The 17,449-nt window shown below is 53.9% G+C and carries 14 protein-coding genes; 4 read left to right on the forward strand and 10 right to left on the reverse strand.

Annotated elements, in window-relative coordinates:
• Window positions 1-29: 29 nt before the first annotated feature.
• Entirely contained in the window at window positions 30-1,421 is a 1,392-nt protein-coding gene (locus MHI45_RS16565) for an NAD(P)-dependent oxidoreductase (protein WP_076111039.1), read from the reverse strand.
• 325 nt (window positions 1,422-1,746) lie between these two features.
• Between MHI45_RS16565 and MHI45_RS16570 the strand changes: the two genes are divergently transcribed.
• The gene (locus MHI45_RS16570) at window positions 1,747-3,435 is read left to right on the forward strand and encodes a PucR family transcriptional regulator (RefSeq protein WP_076111038.1); all 1,689 of its coding nucleotides are present in this window, start codon (window positions 1,747-1,749) and stop codon (window positions 3,433-3,435) included.
• On the opposite strand, the gene MHI45_RS16575 is transcribed toward MHI45_RS16570, so the two are convergent.
• The 6 genes from MHI45_RS16575 to MHI45_RS16600 all read right to left on the reverse strand — a co-directional run bounded on the left by MHI45_RS16575 (window position 3,401) and on the right by MHI45_RS16600 (window position 10,013).
• Window positions 3,401-4,768: an aspartate aminotransferase family protein gene (locus MHI45_RS16575; protein WP_083675657.1), complete on the reverse strand. Its 1,368-nt coding sequence runs from the start codon at window positions 4,766-4,768 to the stop codon at window positions 3,401-3,403. The two genes, MHI45_RS16570 and MHI45_RS16575, sit on opposite strands and share 35 nt — an antisense overlap.
• Before the next feature lie 31 nt (window positions 4,769-4,799).
• Window positions 4,800-6,263 (reverse strand): CoA-acylating methylmalonate-semialdehyde dehydrogenase, encoded by a 1,464-nt coding sequence (locus MHI45_RS16580; protein ID WP_076111035.1) that lies wholly within the window; start codon window positions 6,261-6,263, stop codon window positions 4,800-4,802.
• Between the two features lie 92 nt (window positions 6,264-6,355).
• Window positions 6,356-7,462: an ABC transporter substrate-binding protein gene (locus MHI45_RS16585; RefSeq protein ID WP_076111034.1), complete on the reverse strand. Its 1,107-nt coding sequence runs from the start codon at window positions 7,460-7,462 to the stop codon at window positions 6,356-6,358.
• A gap of 48 nt (window positions 7,463-7,510) precedes the next feature.
• Complete coding sequence (locus tag MHI45_RS16590; RefSeq protein ID WP_083675656.1) at window positions 7,511-8,416, reverse strand: ABC transporter permease; 906 nt, start codon at window positions 8,414-8,416, stop codon at window positions 7,511-7,513.
• Window positions 8,416-9,228, reverse strand: a complete 813-nt coding sequence (locus MHI45_RS16595) for an ABC transporter permease (RefSeq protein WP_076111033.1) — start codon at window positions 9,226-9,228, stop codon at window positions 8,416-8,418. The genes MHI45_RS16590 and MHI45_RS16595 overlap by 1 nt, the downstream gene beginning before the upstream one ends.
• Before the next feature lie 2 nt (window positions 9,229-9,230).
• Complete coding sequence (locus MHI45_RS16600; protein WP_038597670.1) at window positions 9,231-10,013, reverse strand: ABC transporter ATP-binding protein; 783 nt, start codon at window positions 10,011-10,013, stop codon at window positions 9,231-9,233.
• Window positions 10,014-10,445: 432 nt separating this feature from the next.
• Between MHI45_RS16600 and MHI45_RS16605 the strand changes: the two genes are divergently transcribed.
• Complete coding sequence (locus MHI45_RS16605) at window positions 10,446-12,038, forward strand: histidine kinase N-terminal 7TM domain-containing protein (RefSeq protein ID WP_341119220.1); 1,593 nt, start codon at window positions 10,446-10,448, stop codon at window positions 12,036-12,038.
• Window positions 12,039-12,170: 132 nt separating this feature from the next.
• Here the strand turns inward: MHI45_RS16605 and MHI45_RS16610 are convergent, their stop codons facing one another.
• Window positions 12,171-13,031: an MBL fold metallo-hydrolase gene (locus tag MHI45_RS16610; protein ID WP_083675654.1), complete on the reverse strand. Its 861-nt coding sequence runs from the start codon at window positions 13,029-13,031 to the stop codon at window positions 12,171-12,173.
• A gap of 258 nt (window positions 13,032-13,289) precedes the next feature.
• Between MHI45_RS16610 and MHI45_RS16615 the strand changes: the two genes are divergently transcribed.
• Together MHI45_RS16615 and MHI45_RS16620 are read left to right on the forward strand one after the other, a co-directional pair.
• A complete protein-coding gene (locus MHI45_RS16615; RefSeq protein WP_038597676.1) occupies window positions 13,290-14,135 on the forward strand; it encodes a DUF72 domain-containing protein in 846 nt (281 codons plus the stop codon).
• A gap of 101 nt (window positions 14,136-14,236) precedes the next feature.
• On the forward strand, window positions 14,237-15,718 hold the full coding sequence (locus MHI45_RS16620; protein ID WP_076111030.1) for an alpha-amylase: 1,482 nt from the start codon (window positions 14,237-14,239) through the stop codon (window positions 15,716-15,718).
• Between the two features lie 86 nt (window positions 15,719-15,804).
• Here MHI45_RS16620 and MHI45_RS16625 read toward each other — a convergent pair whose 3' ends face one another.
• Together MHI45_RS16625 and MHI45_RS16630 are read right to left on the reverse strand one after the other, a co-directional pair.
• Window positions 15,805-16,668, reverse strand: coding sequence for a nitroreductase family protein (locus MHI45_RS16625; RefSeq protein ID WP_076111028.1), 864 nt, complete (start codon window positions 16,666-16,668; stop codon window positions 15,805-15,807).
• Between the two features lie 315 nt (window positions 16,669-16,983).
• Window positions 16,984-17,337 (reverse strand): FlxA-like family protein, encoded by a 354-nt coding sequence (locus MHI45_RS16630; protein ID WP_076111027.1) that lies wholly within the window; start codon window positions 17,335-17,337, stop codon window positions 16,984-16,986.
• Window positions 17,338-17,449: the final 112 nt, after the last annotated feature.

Below are 17,449 nucleotides of genomic sequence, written 5' to 3' on the forward strand. Positions count from 1 at the left end.
CCGGTCTTGTATTGCCTGGCACTCCCCGTTTAGACAGCAGAACCTGCCACCCTGTCCTGCAGGCCCGACAATTGCTTCACAATGGCATAAGCAGCATCTTTGCCCTGCTGGGCGGCGGATACGACCATCGCTTCGCCTTTGCCGGAACCAAACACAATATCACCGGCGGCATAAATCTGCGGATCGGACGTCCGTCCGGTCTTCTCATCAATTTTGACAACCCCATAGTTGTGCTCAAGACCGAGCGCTTCAATCAGGTCCAACCGCCGCTTCTGTCCGATCGCCACCACAACCGCATCCACCGGTATCAGGAATTCAGAGCCATCAACAGGCATCGGCGCAAGGCGGCCGTCTTTGCCGGTCTCCCCGGTCAGCTTCATCTGCACGCACTCCAGTGCGGTAACATTGCCGAGCTCGTCCCCGACAATACGCTTCGGCAAAGTCAGCCAGTTGAATTCCACACCTTCCTGCTTGGCAAATTCATATTCGAAATCGTAGGCCGTCATCTCCGAGCGCGTACGGCGGTAGACCATCTTCACATTCGATGTCCCCAGCCGCACCGAGCAGGTTGCCGCATCAATGGCCGTATTGCCTGCGCCGATGACAGCGACGCGCCGGCCCATCAGCTCCAGTGTCGGAATGCCTGTCTTGGTGGTTTCCACCAGCTCTATCGCATCGTATACCCCGGACAGCTTCTCGCCTTCAATGCCAAGCGGAGGAACATACCCCATCCCTGCAGCCAGCACAATGGCATCATACTCCACCTTCAGCTCCTCCACGGAGACGTCAACGCCAACCTTCGTTCCGGTGCGGATCTCCACGCCCAGCTTCTCCACCTGCTCCACTTCCCACAGCGATATAGACTGCGGCAGCCGGAAAGAGACAATACCATGCGTATCCAGCCCGCCGGCGAGCGGCTTCGCCTCATAGATCACCACCTGGAAGCCTTCACGCGCCAGTTCTCTAGCCGCAGAAAGCCCGGCAGGACCGCTCCCGATGACAGCGACCTTTTTGTCATTAGGAGCACCAGCTTTGAATAACTGAACACCGCTGTTTATAGCCCAGTCTGTGGCATAACGCTGCAGCAGTCCGATCTGGATCGGTGCCGAAGCATCATTCAGAACGCATGCGCCTTCGCACAACTCCGCGGTTGGACAGACACGGGCGCAACTGGCGCCTACAGGATTGGAGTCCATGATCGTCTGCGCCGCGCCTTTTAAATTGTCGGTGGCGATCCGCTTAATAAAGGAAGGAATATTAATGCTAGTCGGACAGGCTTTAATACAGGGGGCGTCATAACAATACAGACAACGGTTGGATTCTTCGATTGCACCTTTGCGGGTTAAACCCGGCTCAGCCTCGGCGAAGTTGCGCATGAACATATCAGGCGTAAACGTGGTTAACGGAGAAGAATGCTCCATCAGATCTCCCTCCTTCTGGACGAGTGGTGTTCCCAGGTATTGCCGGATAAAAAATAAACATTTTCATCATCGAAATTATCTTTGTGTTATATAATATAACATTATTTCAATGACCGCCTTAATATTTTACTTACTTATCGGGCTTAATGTAGTAAAATGGACAATAAACCAAAGAATCCATTCTATTTTCTTTCTGAACGAGTTATATTTCCTCACATATTATATTCAAACTATAGTCATTTTGATTTTTCGTTACATTAGACACATTGTCTAATTTCAAAAGTGTATTTTTTACCTGCCTGACGACATAGCGAGGGGGAAGCTTATGGATTGGGAACTTGTATTTACGGTCCGCGATGCATTGAAAAGACCGCTGTTTGCGGAAGCAGAGCTTATCGGCGGAAAAAACGGCCTGAACCGGGCGATTCGCTGGGTGCATGTACTGGAAAGCGCCAGTTTTGAAAGGCTGATCCACGGGGAAGAGATGATATTGACTACGGGGATGGGTGTAAGTGTTGATTTGCCTTCCTCCTTATCGTTTATGCACAATTTGATTGATAAGAATGCCGCCTGTTTGTGCATCGAGCTGGGAGAGTATTTCTGTAAAATCCCCCAGGAGATGATCGACCTGGCGAACAGCCACGACTTCCCGCTGATTATTTTCACCCGTACGGTACGTTTCGTGGATATCACGCTTGATCTGCATTCCCTCATCATCAACCGCCATCACCGCATGCTGCAGGAGCTGGAGAGCATCTCCCGTGAATTCCACCGCCTGACGCTGACTTCCCAAGGGACCCTTAAGGTTCTGCAGCTATTATGTAAAAGCACCCGCACGCAAATTGTATATATGCAGCTGCAGGGCAAACCCCTATTCTTCCCGGCGCTGCCGCCCGAGGATCAGGCCCCATTGCTTCAGTTCTTCGAAGCCTTCAGTGAAGAGATGGAGGGCGTACAGCCCGATGCCGCACCTTACATCCGCGAATACGGCCATAAGCTGATCGCGCTGAAGCCGGTGGGCGCGCTCGACCAGACCTGGGCTTATATCCTGATGGTCAGCAGCCACAAACCCCAGGAGTTCGACTGCCTGCTGTTGGATTCCGCCTCCCTGTCGATTGCCCAGGAGCTGCTGCGCACACGGTATATGGAGGAACGCAAGCTGTTCTCCGAGAACCTGTGGGTGGATGAGCTGATCAGCGGCCGCACCCAGGATGACAACCGGCTCAAGGGACTGGCGGGGCCCGACTTCAATGTCGTGAATGAGCTGCCGTACCGCGTATGCCTGATTGAAATCGAGAATCCCCGCGATGTTAAATGGAACAGCTCGGAGAATGATTGGGAATCCATCACCTTCCATCTGTCGCTCATTCTCCGCTCCATCTTCGAGAAATACTCGCTGCGCCCGCTGATCACACTCAAGAACAACCGGCTCACTGTCATCGCGCTGGATATCCAGTCCAAGCTGCCCGGCAAGCTGCGGCTGCAGCAGGCGCTTGATTCCCTGCTGCATATCCGCTCCGACGAGAAATTGAAGGACCTGCAGCTCGTTATTGGAGTCAGCAAGTCCCACAGGGGCCTGAAACATGCCTATGCCGGTTATCAGGAAGCCGTACAAGCACTGTCTCTCTATACTTGTTACCAGAAGTCTGTGTTGTTCTACGAAGAGCTCGGCGTATTCCAGCTGCTGCTGAACCTGAATGATGGCAAGACGCTGGAGAATTTCATCCGCAGCTATCTCGGCCCGCTGATCGATCACGACCAGTCCAAAGGGAGCGAGCTCCTGCTGACGCTGCGCGTCTATCTCGACCATGACGGCTCAAAGCAAATCGCCGCCCGCAATTTGTTTATCGTCAGACAGTCGCTCTATTACCGGCTGGACAAAATCACTGAACTGCTGGGCGAAGACTTCATGCTGCCGGAGAACCGCATCTCCATTCAGGTCGCCCTGCGTGCCTACCAGTTCCTGTACCCGGAGAAATTCACTCTGCCCAGCTCCCGTTCAGCACAGCTTTGAACGTGTCGATTATAAACTGCACATCCTCATCGGTGGAGGATAACGGCGGTGCGAAGGTAAGCACATTGTTGAAGCCCGCCACCGTATCTCCGTTTTTGCCGATGATCAGCCCTTTGGATTTGCATTCGGCAATAATGCCTTTGACGACAGCCAGATCGGCAGGCTGCTTGGTGGCTTTATCTGCCACCAGCTCAATGCCGATGACCAGTCCAAAGCTGCGGACATCTCCTACCAGCTTGTGATCCCGCAGCCCGGAGAATGCACCTGCCAGCCTTTGCCCGAGGATTTCAGCACGCTCCACCAAATGCTCCTGCTCCAGAATCTCCAGATTGCGCAGCGCAAGCGCACAAGCCGCAGGATTGCCGCCGAACGTATTCACATGGCGGAAATATCCGTAATCATCACTGTTGTCCTTAAAGACCTCATAAATATCCTTGCGCACCGCCGTTGCCGACAACGGAAGATAGGCGCTGGTCAGCCCTTTGGCCATCGTCACTATATCAGGTTTGATGCCGAAATTGTGATGGCCGAAGTTGCGGCCGGAACGCCCGAAGCCGCAGATGACCTCATCAATAATCAGCAGCACTCCATGCTTGCGGCAGATTTCCTGCACCCGGTCCATATACACCTGATGCGGCACAATGACTCCGCCTCCGGTAATCACCGGCTCCATAATTACCGCCGCAACCGTTTCTGCTCCCTCCCAGACAATCGTATCCTCAATGGCCTGCGCACATTGGAGGTTGAACGTCTCCACAGTCAAGCCGTCAGGACGGCGGTAGCTGTCGGGCGGTGCCACATGGAGGAATCCGCCGGTCAGCGGCTCATATTTATATTTGCGCTGCGCCTGGCCGGTCGCTGACAGGGCGCCGAGCGAGCTGCCATGATAACCGCGGTAGCGGGCAATGAATTTATGCCGGTAATGCTGGCCGATTTGCTGCTGGTATTGGCGGGCCATTTTGAAGGCCGCTTCGTTCGCTTCCGATCCGCTGTTGGAGAAGAAAATGACATAGTCGTCGCCCAGCCATTCATTCAACTTCTCGGCAAGCGCGATAGCCGGCCTATGGCTCTGCGTGAGCGGAAAATAAGGCAGGGTGAGCAGCTGCTGATAGGCCGCATCTGCCAGCTCCTTGCGCCCATATCCGACATTGACGCACCACAGCCCGGACATCCCGTCCAGAAATTTATTCCCGTCAATATCGGTAACCCATGATCCGTTTGCCGTCGCCGCGATCATCGGCGGATGGCTCTCACTGTAAGGGGTAATGTTATGCCATAGATACTGCTGATCTTTCTTGACGGCCAGCTCACTTTCGTTCTCCAGGCTCTGCACCGCAATCTCTCCTCTCAACATTCCATTGTGGTCAATAACGCGCAGTGATCATTTTCTTGCGGGTGTAGAATTCCACACCGTCACGGCCGTTGGCGTGCAGGTCTCCATAGAACGATTTCTTATAGCCCGAGAAAGGGAAGAAGGCCATCGGCGCAGGCACACCGAGATTCACGCCAAGCATTCCGGCATCAATCTCTTCCCGGAATTCCCGGACCGCCTTGGCGCTGTCCGTATAAATGCAGGCTCCATTAGCAAACGGGGACTGATTCGTTACGTTTATCGCCTCCGCCAGATCCTTGACACGCACCACAGACAGCAGCGGAGCGAAAATCTCATCGCGCCAGATCGTCATTCCCGGCTCTACACGGTCGAAGATGGTCGGCCCGAGAAAGTAGCCCTTACCTCCCGCCGCCGCATCTTTCCGGCCGTCCCGCACCAGCTCCGCCTTCTCCTGTACACCTGCCTCAATATAAGCCAGCGTGCGGTCCTTGTTCGACTGGCGGATGACCGGCCCGAGAAATACTCCGGCCTCCCTGCCGTCGCCGATCTTCAGCCCGTCGGCCGCCTCAAGGAGACGGCGCACCAGTTCGTCGGCAATCGTCTCCTGCACGACGACCACCGAACAGGCCATGCAACGCTCGCCCGCCGACCCGAAGGCCGCAGCGATAATATTCTTCACCGCATTGCCCAGATCGGCATCTTGAAGCACAATCGAATGGTTTTTGGCTCCGGCCAGTGCCTGCACCCGCTTGCCGTGTGCAGTTCCTTGCTTATACACATATTCTGCTACCGGCTGTGAGCCGACAAAGGAAATCGCCTTCACCTCGTCGTGTTCAAGTAATCCACCCACCACATCATGTGCTCCATGCACCACATTCAGCACACCCGGCGGAAACCCCGCTTCCGCAAACAGCTCCGCCAGCCGGTTCATCAGCAGCGGCGTCCGTTCGGAAGGCTTCAGCACAAAGGTATTGCCGCAGGCCACTGCCAGCGGAAACATCCAGCAGGGCACCATCATCGGGAAGTTAAAGGGCGCGATCCCGCCGATCACCCCCAGGGGGTAGCGGTACATGCCTGATTCAATTCCGGTGGCAATATCCGGCAGCTGGCTGCCCATCATCAGTGTGGGGATGCCGGAGGCAAACTCCACACATTCAATACCGCGCTGCACTTCGCCCAGCGCTTCCTCCAGGCTTTTGCCGTTCTCCAGCGTAATCAGCTCAGCCAGCTCATTCCAGTGCTGCACCAGCAGCTGCTGGTACTGGAAGAAATAGCGGGCCCTCCGCGGAACGGCAACCCTTTTCCATGAATGAAATGCCTCTGCCGCAGCTTGCACCGCAGCATCCAGCTCTTCGCGGCTGGAAATCGGCACATAAGCAATCACTTCTCCGGTTGCCGGGTTGAACACTTCCTCCTCCCGCCCGGATGATGACGCCACCCAAACCCCGTTTATATAATTCCTGACTTTTTCAGTCTGCTTCGCCAGCAGAGACATAGCCCGCACCTCTTTCACTGTTTCTGGATGCCGATGATAACAGATGACCGCCAGAACGGGCGGCCATCTATCATCAATATGAGGGAAACCGCTTATTTTGCCGCCATTTCAACAATCTCGTTCGTATAGGCTTCTTCCACGTTGGCCGCCTCTTTGATTACACCGAATTTGAGCGCGATGTCTGCCGTCTGCTGGAATGCAGCTGCATCGGTATACCCCAGCTTGGAAACGTCAAAGCCCTCCGGCTGGATCAGCTTGGCAACCTCCGTCATCATCGTGAGCTGATGCTCCCTTGAAGTGCTGCCTTCTTCAGCGAGCTTCATAACACTATCCACAGCCGCCTCAGGATCGGCGATGGCATCCTTCCAGCCCTTCAAGGAAGCACGGACGAATTTGGCCGCTGTCTCCTTATTGTCTGCAAGCCATTCTTTATTGGCGAACAGATTGTCTTCGAGCATCGCTACGCCTTCATCATTCATATCAATCACATTCAGCTCTTCGGCCTTGATGCCCGATTCCAGCACAACCTGATATTCGTTATACGTCATCGCCGAAGCCGCGTCGATTTCGCCGCCAAGGAATTGGTCCATCGTGAAGCCCTGCTTCGTGAAGTTCAGGTCCTTATTGGAATCCAGCTTGTATTTATCAAAAAGCGCAAGGATTTCAAACTCGTTGCCGCCCATCCAGTTGCCGACTTTTTTGCCTTTCAGATCCGCTGCACTGCTGATTCCCGCCTCCTTCTTGGATACCAGCACGAGTCCGCTCTTCTGGTAGATTTGCGCAATCTGCACCAGCGGCATTTCCTGTTCCTGGCTGGTCAGCAGACTCGCCACCCAATCCACGCCGATATCGGCTGAGCCGCCCGCGACCTGTTGTTCAGGTACTATATCCGGGCCGCCGGGCAGGATCTCCACATTAAGACCTTCTTCAGCATAGTACCCCTTGTCCTGGGCCAGAAAGTATCCGGCAAATTGGGCCTGCGGCACCCATTTCAGCTGGAGCTTGACCGTCACCGGCTCCGCAGCCGGTTCTGTGGCCGCCGTTTCCGGTGAAGCCGAAGCTTCTCCCGTGCCTGCCGTCGCTTCAGCCGCCGGAGCATTATTATTGTTGTTACCTCCACAACCTGCCAGCAAAGAGATTGCCATGATCATTACCGCCATCAACAGCCCACCGTGAAATTTTCCTTTGTTCCCTTTCATCACGCAGCTCCCCCTACCCATTTGAATTTGTAGTTTGGTGTAACAGATTTAAGATGACGCACGCTGGGAGGAATGCCACTTGATGAATACCTTCTCCAGCCGCTCCACTACCAGATAGAAGATGACTCCGGCTATAGCTGCAAGTACGATGCAGGACCAGCCCAGCGGCATCTTGGCCACCTTGATCGAGTTGGATAGCAGGTAGCCAAGCCCTCTGGAGGAGAAGAAAAACTCTCCGACAATCGCTCCGATCATACTTGCGGTAGCGTTGATCTTCAGCGCAGTGAACACATACGGCAGACTGTTCTGAATCCGCAGATAGCGGAACACCGCCGGCTTGCCGGCTGCGTAGGAATGCATTAAATCCAGCGCCAGCGGATCGACTGATACCATCCCTTTATAGGCATTGATAGCCATCGCCGCCATGGTCGTTGCCGTAACGATTGCCGCACGCGAGCCGATCCCGTCGCCGAACCACAGATTCATAATCGGTGCCAGCGCAACAATCGGCACAGCATTCAGTGCAGCGACCAGTGTCAGGCTGCCACCGCCCCAGCGGGGCCAGGCCGTTGCGATCAGGGCGATCAGGAAGCCGCAGGCCGAACCGATCAGCATTCCCACCACAGCCTCAGTCAGCGTATAGCCGGTATAGGACAAGAGCAGGCTGAAATTATCCCTTATCGCCTCCGCTATGGCCGAAGGCAGCGGCAGCTGGTATTTTTTCAGATCGAACAGCTTGTGGAATATTTGTGCTTCCCAGAGAACCAGAAAAAGCACACCGGCCAGCAGAGGCAGAATCACGCCAGCGTTCAGCCATTTCACAGAGCGGCGTCCAAGCTTCCGCTTGCTCCGTCCAGTAAATGCGCTATTCTTCGTTGTTATACGAGATGGTGTAGCTCCCTCATTCCCTGCAGCAGTTATCAACGTTGCTTCACGCACAGTATTTCCCTCCATTAGCGGCGGCCCCCCTTCGGACGGAATTCAGGCTGCCATGGCGCAACCAGGCGTTCGGCGAGGCTCATCAGTCCGTAGCTCGCCACTCCGAGCAGAGCGCCGACAATTACCGTGGACCAGAACATATACGTATGGGAAGGACCATAATAGAGATTGCGCAGCATGATCACACCAATGCCGTGCTGCGCCCCCATAAGCTCTACCAGAATCGCACCGGTCACGGCAAGCGGGGCTGCGACCTTGAGGCCGCTGAACAGTGCCGGCAGTGCAGCCGGAAAGCGCAGCTTCCAGTACACCGCCCAAGGTTTGGCAGCATAAGAATGCATCAGCTCCAGCGCCGGCAGATCGACGCTGCGCAGACCGCGCAGCATGTTGAGCGCAACCGGGAAAAAGGTAATGTATCCGGAAATAATGATCCGGGACACCTGCTCATCACGTACAATACCGTAAATAATGGGCGCAAGCCCCAGAATCGGGATCATCTGCGAAGCAATGGCATACGGAAAGGCAAGCTGCTCGATCGTCTTCGACAGACTCATCAGCACAGCGAGAACCACACCCGCAGAGGCCCCGATCAGAAACCCGACTCCCGCATTGCCAAAGGTGGCTCCCCCCTCCTTAACCAGTGTGCCGCTATACTTCCATAAGGTAGCCGCCACTTCATGAACATAAGGCAGCTTCGACTGGGCCAGCGGCGTTTGTGCCACATGGAGCAGCATCCAGGAGCCAGCCTCCCACACCATCAGCAGCCCAAGGAGCCAGACGGACAGCGGCAGCACGCGGCTGCGCATAAACGTACTGTTCCCCTTCATCGTTATACCCCTTCAAAGCTGTCGCGGATTGTGGCGATCAGTTCAAAAAACTGCGGGCTGTTTCTCATTTCCGCCGTACGCGGACGCGGCAGCGGAATATCAACAATGGCCGACAGCCTTCCCGGATGCGGAGAAAGCACGAATACACGGTCAGACAGAAAAATGGATTCAGGAATGCTGTGGGTGACAAAAACAATGGTGCTCTGCACCTTGCTCCAGACAGACAGCAGCTCTTCATTCAGGCGCTCGCGGGTAAACTCATCCAGTGCGGAGAACGGTTCATCCATGAGCAGAATCTCCGGCTCCATCGACAGCGCTCTGGCAATCGCAACCCGTTGCTGCATGCCGCCGCTAAGCTGCCAGGGATATTTGTCCGCGAAGCCTTGCAGCCCGACGAGATCCAGCAGCTCCAGCGCCTTATCCTCACGGATCGACTTCTTGACGCCCATCAGCTCCAGCGGCAGGGTAATGTTGTGTTTCACCTTGCGCCAGTCATAAAGTACCGGACTCTGGAAAACTATGCCGTACTTTTGGGCCAGTCTGGCTTCCTTGGCGCTCTTGCCAGCCACCGTAATGTTTCCGCCGGTTGGTGTAATAAGATCTGCCATCAATCTCAGCAGTGTAGTTTTGCCGCACCCCGATGGACCTAGCAGGGAGACGAATTCTCCTTTGGCAATATCAAGGCTCACCTGATGCAGTGCAAGTACGTCGGCAGTCTCCGCCATATAACGCATTTCAACGTTTTCCAGCTGTATTTCAGGAATTCTCGCCGCTACTAATGACATTTCCAGCTCCCCCTTCATCCCTGAATCTGATCGATTAATGTTAATTAACATAACGCAAATTCTCATGAAACGCTGGATTTCTTTTCGAAATGTAGTATTAACTAACATGGTACACTTTGCTTCCGGTACACTCATTAGACAAATAGTAAAATTGCATCTGTGAAATTCCGTCACTTTGTCTAGGAGAGGCGCTTTCATTGTTAATAATGAAGAAATCTGCCGATAAAAGAAGGTAGCGGTATTCACGCTTCACTGCGTTCAATCCCGAATGTTATCCATGAAGATATGTGGTACTATTTAACTATATTCTTGCTGAAACAGGAGACAATACGTGATGTTTAATGCTTATAATAACGCCTCATGGCTATATGCCCCGTTGTCCCTGCTCTCATGGCCAACCTCGGCAGCCCACACTACCTGGAGGCCCGGCCGATGGAATCTATGATCTCGAATTATATTATCATTGTCTCCATCTCCGGTGTGCTGAGCGCACTTCTCGCGCTGTTCGCCTATTACAGAAGAACGGATTTCTCCGGAATCAATGCCTTTATCCTCAGCTCCATCACTTCCGCGATCTATACCTTTGGCTTCGCGCTGGAATTGTCGGGCAGCACCATGCAGGAGATTGGCTTTTGGGTCAAGGTGGAGTATCTGGGAATGCCCTATATCGCTCCTTCCAGCCTGATTATGATCATGCATTTCGTCGGCCTGGACCGGCTGGTTAAGAAAGGGCTGCTGACCGCGCTGTACTCCATCCCCTTTATCTCTACCGTGCTCGTATGGACCAACGATTATCACCATCTGTTCTATCAGTCGATGCATTTCCGGGAGGGTGCCCCCACCCCGCTGATCGACATCGTGATGGGACCTTGGTATATTGTGCAGGGCAGTTTGACCTTCGGCTGCATGCTTGCGGGAATGTGTCTCATTCTCTGGCAGTGGAACCGGATGAAGCGGGTCTACCGCCGGCAGATGCTGACGATCTTCATCGGACAGTTCCTCCCGGCTCTGGGAGCCTTCCTCTATTTAATGAACATGACCCCTTATGGAATGGACCCTGTGCCGGTGATTATGAGCGTGACTTCGACCCTCTATATTTGGGCGATTCTTTCCAGGGGCATGCTTACCGCGGCCCCCATCGCCCGGGAGAATTTGTTCGAGAGCATGCGTGACGGAGTGCTGGTCACGGACCGCAAAGATACGCTCGTCGACTATAACCGTGCTGCCACAGAAATGCTGGAAGGCCTGGATTCATCGGCCATCGGCAGACCGCTCGCCCAGCTGTTCCTGACTGCGGGCAAAGACGCTGTAGATTATGTAATGAACTCCGACCCTCTGCTCAGCGAGGAAAGTGAGCTGGCCTGGAATATCAACGGGGAGACCAGCTATTACCAGGTCAGATCCTCTCCGGTGCAGAAGCATGACGGTCACCTGGCCGGGCGGATGATTATGCTGATCGATGTGACAGAGCGGACGCTGCTTCAGGCCAAGCTGCTGCAGCTTGCCACTGTCGACAGCCTGACCGGCATCTATAACCGTACGCACTTCATGGAGCGGAGCCGGTCTCTGCTGGAGGAAGCAGTTGGCAGCAAGCGCCCCTTGTCCATCATTCTGCTCGATATCGACTTTTTCAAGAGCATCAATGACCGCTACGGACATCAATATGGCGATACGGCGCTCCAGCATATTGTCGGTGTATGCAGTAAGCATGTGCGCGAAGGGGATATTTTCGGACGTTACGGAGGCGAAGAATTCGTCATTTGTCTGCCTGACACTTCCTTGAAGCAGGCGGCTCTGCTCTCCGAAGCTATCCGTGACAGCATTGAGCACAGCGAAGTCTACACCTCATCCGGTCCGATCCATGTAACGGCAAGCTTCGGGGTGGCGGAGGCGTTCAGGGAACCTATATCGCTTGAAGAGCTGCTCTCCGAAGCGGATCATGCGCTCTACAGCTCCAAACGCAACGGACGCAATACCGTACATTTATCTAGCGGAGGTTCGATCACCCCCTTGACACCTGTTTAAACGAACAGCCCTGTTCTCCGGCACGAAGCCGATTAGAGAACAGGGCTGTTATCTCATCATTCTGCAACACAATGACCCCGCCAGTGCGTGGCAGGGTCTGAATATAATCAATAGGAAATATGAATATTGCAGTTAACGCCGCTTCGCGCCTGCCATGAAATATTCCACACCCTGCAGCAAATCTCCGGGCAGCTCTTCAAGCTGCAGATAGGTCTTCAGCTCCAGCACCACCCGTTCCCGGTTGTGTCCGAACACATCGACGATCCGGGCCAGCCGTTCCCAGGGGGCCAGATCCTCCCGGAACTCCTGCCTGGTCATCGGCAGCCCATGCGACTCCACATACCAGTCCGCATCATAGCGGTAGGCAATGTCCAGCAATCTTAAGAACCCGGTGCTGCTGTATTGGCGCGGTCCGCCATACACAGCAGGGCCTAGAGCATCGCCCAGAAAAAGCACCTTGTCTTCCTTAACGTAAAGCACACAGGAATCCGGCGAATGGTCGCCGCCCACATGGACCACTTCACAGACAACTCCGCCCAAATCGACCGTGAGGCTGCCGGTAAACACAATATCCGGCTTGACGACAGTTACCTCTCTTGCCTCGCCGTACTCCAGGCGGATATGTTCCGCACTTTCTTCACTGATCGTGCCACTCTTTACAAGCTTCTCCAAGCCTTCTTCTCCCCAGTTCAGCCCGGTCAGGCTCTCCAGCACTTTCGCCGTCTCTTCATGGGCAATAGCTGGGGACTTCCAGGATGAGAGTCCGAAGGTGTGATCCCAGTGCCAATGGGTCAGAATCAGCATGTCTGGCTGCCTGCAGCCGCGTCTGGCCAGTTCTTCCCGAAACAGCGCTGCGTGGGCCGGCGAATTGCCGGCATCCATCAGAAGTGTACGCCGTTCCCCTGTAATTGCTGCCAATACCGGACGATCCGTGTCATGCTCCGGATGCATAATCAGAATATGACGGCTAAGCTGCTCGAACTTGTGCTCCATCTCGTGCTCCCCCTTGCAATATACATCTGACTGAAAATAGGCCGGACAACAAAGTATATCCGGACGTTCTTTTGGTGATAACAGCACCAGTAGCGGTATTTCCGGCCTCGTTCGTTTCAGGCCATCTTTAATCTTCATGTTGCCTCAATTACGGACATTAATCAACAGCCCTTGTTTGCTATAGAGGGTTTTAAGTTTAATAAGAGTTAGCTGATCTGTTCGGGTCAGGTACGGATATACTGACAAGGAGGAGATTCCATGATTAAGATCGGGCTAACCGGCTTCGGTGACCATGAAGAGCTTTACGGCAAAATCAAGCCCGCTGACCGGCTCCCTACCTATAGCGCGCATTTTCCGATTGTGGAGATTGACAGCTCCTTTTATGCCGTGCAGCCAGTCAGAAATTACGCCAAATGGGTGAGCCAGACGCCGGATGCCTTCCGGTTTATCGTTAAAGCCTATCAGGGAATGACCGGACATTTACGCGAGAAAAAGAATTATTACGACACTCCGGAGGAAATGTATCAGGCCTTCCATACCTCTATTGAGCCAGTCCGGGCAGCCGGGAAGCTTGCGATGGCCCTCTTCCAGTTTCCGCCGTGGTTCGACTGCACCAAAGAGAACGTGCAGTTTCTGCGTGAGGCCAAGCAGCGGATGCTGGATGTGCCTTCCGCCATCGAATTCCGCAATGACTCCTGGTACAGTCCGGAAATGCAGGCCAAAACCCTGCAGTTTCTGGAGCAGGAGGGCTGGATTCATACGGTGGCTGATGAACCCCAGGCCGGATCAGGCTCTGTTCCGATTGTGCCGGTGGCCACATCGCCGGATATCACCTACGTGCGGCTGCATGGCCGCAACGCCCAGGGCTGGAGCCAGAGCAGCCATCCGAATTGGCGGAGTCTGCGCTACTTGTACCGCTACAGCACAGAGGAGCTGACCGAGTGGCGGGACCGGCTGCTTGCGCTGGAGCAGTCCTGCCGGGAGCTGTACGTGGTCTTCAACAATAACTCCGGTGGTGACGCCACCGATAACGCCAAAGAGCTGCAAGCGCTGCTCGGAATCGACGGCGGACTGGCCCCGCGTCAGCTGGACTTATTTTCATGAGCACCAGATGTGTACATATCCTCTCTTCTGCTCCTTACTGAAGCACGACACCAATCGCACTTATCCATTCATATCATAATTTTAAAGGAGGCCAAACGGGAATGAAGAGAAACCATACGATGATGCAGTTTTTCGAATGGCATGTCGCCGCGGACGGGAACCACTGGAAACGGCTGACTGATGCTGCCACCGGGCTGAAGGCCGCCTATATTGATTCTGTCTGGGTACCGCCGGTAACCAAGGCTGTCTCTGGCGAGGATACAGGTTATGGTGTCTATGATCTATACGATCTGGGCGAATTCGACCAGAAGGGGACCATCCGGACCAAATACGGCACCAAATTGGAACTGGTGGAGGCGATTGCCGAATGCCAAAAGAACGGCATCGCCGTTTATGTGGATCTGGTGATGAATCATAAAGCGGGCGCCGACGAAACCGAAGTGTTCCAGGTGATCGAGGTTGACCCGAACGACCGCAACAAGGAGATTTCGAAACCGTTCGAGATTGAAGGCTGGACCAAATTCACCTTTCCCGGACGTGGAGACCAGTACTCCGCCTTTAAATGGAACCACACTCATTTTAACGGCACCGATTTCGATGCCAAGGAAAGCCGGACCGGCGTATTCAAGCTTGCCTCCGACAACAAGAGCTGGAACCCGAATGTGGATGACGAGTTCGGCAACTATGATTATCTGATGTTCGCCAACATCGACTACAGCCATGAGGAAGTTAAGCATGAGATGCTGGAATGGGGCAAATGGCTGGTCGACACGCTGCAGTGCAGCGGATACCGGCTGGATGCCATCAAGCATATCAATCATGAATTCATCAAAGAATTCGCTGCCGAAATGGGTAAAAAACGCGGTGAGGACTTCTACATTGTCGGCGAATTCTGGAACTCGAATCTCGAAGCCTGCCGGGAATTCCTCAACACGGTAGATTATCAAATCGACCTGTTCGATGTATCGCTTCACTACAAGCTGTATTCGGCTGCACTGGAGGGCAGGGACTTTGATCTGACCCAAATCTTTAACGATACGCTCGTCCAGACCCATCCCGGCAATGCCGTAACTTTTGTTGACAATCATGATTCGCAGCCCCATGAAGCGCTGGAATCCTGGATCGGCGACTGGTTCAAGCAAAGCGCCTATGCCCTGATCCTGCTGCGGCGTGATGGATACCCGGTTGTCTTCTACGGTGATTATTATGGCATCGGCGGACCAACTCCGGTGGAAGGCAAGAAAGCCGCCATTGATCCGCTGCTCTACACCCGGTACCATAAGGCATACGGAGAGCAGGATGATTATTTCGACCACCCCAATACGATTGGCTGGGTGCGGCGCGGTGTGGAAGAAATCGAAGGCTCCGGCTGTGCCGTAGTCATCTCCAATGGAGATCAGGGGGAGAAGCGGATGTTCCTCGGCGAGGAACGCGCAGGCGAAGTTTGGAAGGATTTCACCCATAACCGTGAGGACAATATAACCATCGGTGAGGATGGCTGGGCGGTTTTCCCGGTAAACGGCGGAAGTGTCTCTGTCTGGGCTCTGCCCGATAACGGCGACAAGGAACCCGATCCGGCATAAAACATCTATTTAATAAAAGAGGTGAACTACGCGCCGTACCGGCAGCCGTTAGTTCACCTCTTTACTATATACGTTGACGTCCCGGATCAACTGAGTTTATAGCTCAGCATATATTCTGTAAGCGGTCCGTCAAGATCAAGCTGCGGATCATTAACAGTCCATTCCCCCGCAATGTCCAGTTCACGGCAGGCAAGCCCGAAATTGCAGGCGGCAATCCCGATATCAATCCGCTGCATCTCAAAGCCCAGCTTGTTGCCGCTGTAATTCGGCGTATGCTGCAGGTAGAAATGGGCCTGCTTCCGGTCCGGAGAGACTACCACTCTCCAAGGCTGTTTATTTGAAGCGGAAGGGCCGAGCCGGACCATTTCCAGCGGGGGCGCAAGCTTCCCGGCTGACTCGGGAGCGAGCATGTTGCCAAATTCGGTGTCGTAGAAGAGATCCCGCCAAGGCTTCTTCTGATCGGCTTTGACGACATAGCGCATCGTGGCATCCAGCAGCCGCTGCTTCTCCCGTGCATACCCCAGCGGTGTGATGCAAGGAATAATCTCGCCTTGGGCAAGCTCGATTTCGCGGGCAAAGGTCTTGCGGTTGAACGTTCCGCCAAGCCAGCAGGTGCCAAGTCCCAGGCTGGTGGCATAAAGAATCAGCCTATGAAACACATACCCGAATTCCAGCAGCGCCAGTTTATCGTTCTTGACCTTGCCGACCAGATACGCCTGCGGATTCTGGATGATACCGTAAGCCCCCAGCTTCACGATCTTTCCGTCCTCTGTCCCGCTTTTGGCCCAGACCCACTCAATTCCCGGCTTTCCGCCAAACGGCCCGTGCAGATTATCCTCCTGGCTCAGATAATCCATTATGGAAGCATGGACGGCCTCCCCGATCGGTGTGGCTTCATAAGTCCGTACAGATTTACGCTTCTCGATAATATCCATAACCGGAATTCCCATCTGATGTCCCTCCCCTTCATTATTTTAAAAAAGATGGCGCCTGCGGAAACAGGAGCCATCCAAGTGATGATGGATACTTAAGATTGCTTATTCTGCAATCTTAATAAGATCTAAATAAGAGCAAAGGTTTAGTTAGTTATTTTTTTCACATACTAATATTAACATCTATAGACCATGCTGTATAGACGCAGAGCCCACCTTAGGGGGATTTTCAATACGCCGGTGACGGCTATTTCTGCACCCAAAAAGAGGACTCCCTCACGGCAAGGATGTCCTCTTTTTGGGTATGCTGTTTACTTGGCTTCGGCTGCGTACTTATACGCGGATGTCAAATCTTCCTTCGCTGTCCGTAGTGGCAGCAGCGATCTCCTGCACGCTTGCCGCAGCAAGCGTATTGCTGTTTGCAGGTTTCTCAGGCGGTGTGCTGCTGCTGTTTGCGGAAGCGGAGCTGTTCTTGGATTTCTGGGCAATTTGCGCATCAATCTGCTTGATCTGCTGCTCAATTTGCTTGGTCTTGGTTTCCTTTGTCTTCTCGTCGTCCTTGCTGGCCCCGATCTTCTCCAGGTCGGCTTGCAGCTTCGCTTTTTGCTTCTCCAGCGCACTTGTATCGGTAGCACTGGAAGCAGTATAGGAAGCGGAAGATGTAGATGATGCGGATGAAATATTCATTCACGTTCCTCCTTTCACCTCTACACTATAATCCTTCCACCCGAAAGGAACGTTAAAATGCGCTGAAAGTTTGCTGAAAGTATTCGAAGCTATGAATTGGATTAGACCTTGC

Source organism: Paenibacillus sp. FSL H3-0321, from assembly GCF_038002865.1.
Classification (GTDB): domain Bacteria; phylum Bacillota; class Bacilli; order Paenibacillales; family Paenibacillaceae; genus Paenibacillus_AQ.

Excerpts from the sequence above, each read along its gene's own strand:
- MHI45_RS16565 (WP_076111039.1), bottom strand. The coding sequence starts at position 1,421 with ATGGAGCATTCTTCTCCGTTAACCACGTTTACGCCTGATATGTTCATG.
- MHI45_RS16570 (WP_076111038.1), top strand. The coding sequence starts at position 1,747 with ATGGATTGGGAACTTGTATTTACGGTCCGCGATGCATTGAAAAGACCG.
- MHI45_RS16580 (WP_076111035.1), bottom strand. The coding sequence starts at position 6,263 with ATGTCTCTGCTGGCGAAGCAGACTGAAAAAGTCAGGAATTATATAAAC.
- MHI45_RS16585 (WP_076111034.1), bottom strand. The coding sequence starts at position 7,462 with ATGAAAGGGAACAAAGGAAAATTTCACGGTGGGCTGTTGATGGCGGTA.
- MHI45_RS16590 (WP_083675656.1), bottom strand. The coding sequence starts at position 8,416 with ATGGAGGGAAATACTGTGCGTGAAGCAACGTTGATAACTGCTGCAGGG.
- MHI45_RS16595 (WP_076111033.1), bottom strand. The coding sequence starts at position 9,228 with ATGAAGGGGAACAGTACGTTTATGCGCAGCCGCGTGCTGCCGCTGTCC.
- MHI45_RS16600 (WP_038597670.1), bottom strand. The coding sequence starts at position 10,013 with ATGTCATTAGTAGCGGCGAGAATTCCTGAAATACAGCTGGAAAACGTT.
- MHI45_RS16605 (WP_341119220.1), top strand. The coding sequence starts at position 10,446 with ATGGAATCTATGATCTCGAATTATATTATCATTGTCTCCATCTCCGGT.
- MHI45_RS16610 (WP_083675654.1), bottom strand. The coding sequence starts at position 13,031 with ATGGAGCACAAGTTCGAGCAGCTTAGCCGTCATATTCTGATTATGCAT.
- MHI45_RS16615 (WP_038597676.1), top strand. The coding sequence starts at position 13,290 with ATGATTAAGATCGGGCTAACCGGCTTCGGTGACCATGAAGAGCTTTAC.
- MHI45_RS16620 (WP_076111030.1), top strand. The coding sequence starts at position 14,237 with ATGAAGAGAAACCATACGATGATGCAGTTTTTCGAATGGCATGTCGCC.
- MHI45_RS16625 (WP_076111028.1), bottom strand. The coding sequence starts at position 16,668 with ATGGGAATTCCGGTTATGGATATTATCGAGAAGCGTAAATCTGTACGG.
- MHI45_RS16630 (WP_076111027.1), bottom strand. The coding sequence starts at position 17,337 with ATGAATATTTCATCCGCATCATCTACATCTTCCGCTTCCTATACTGCT.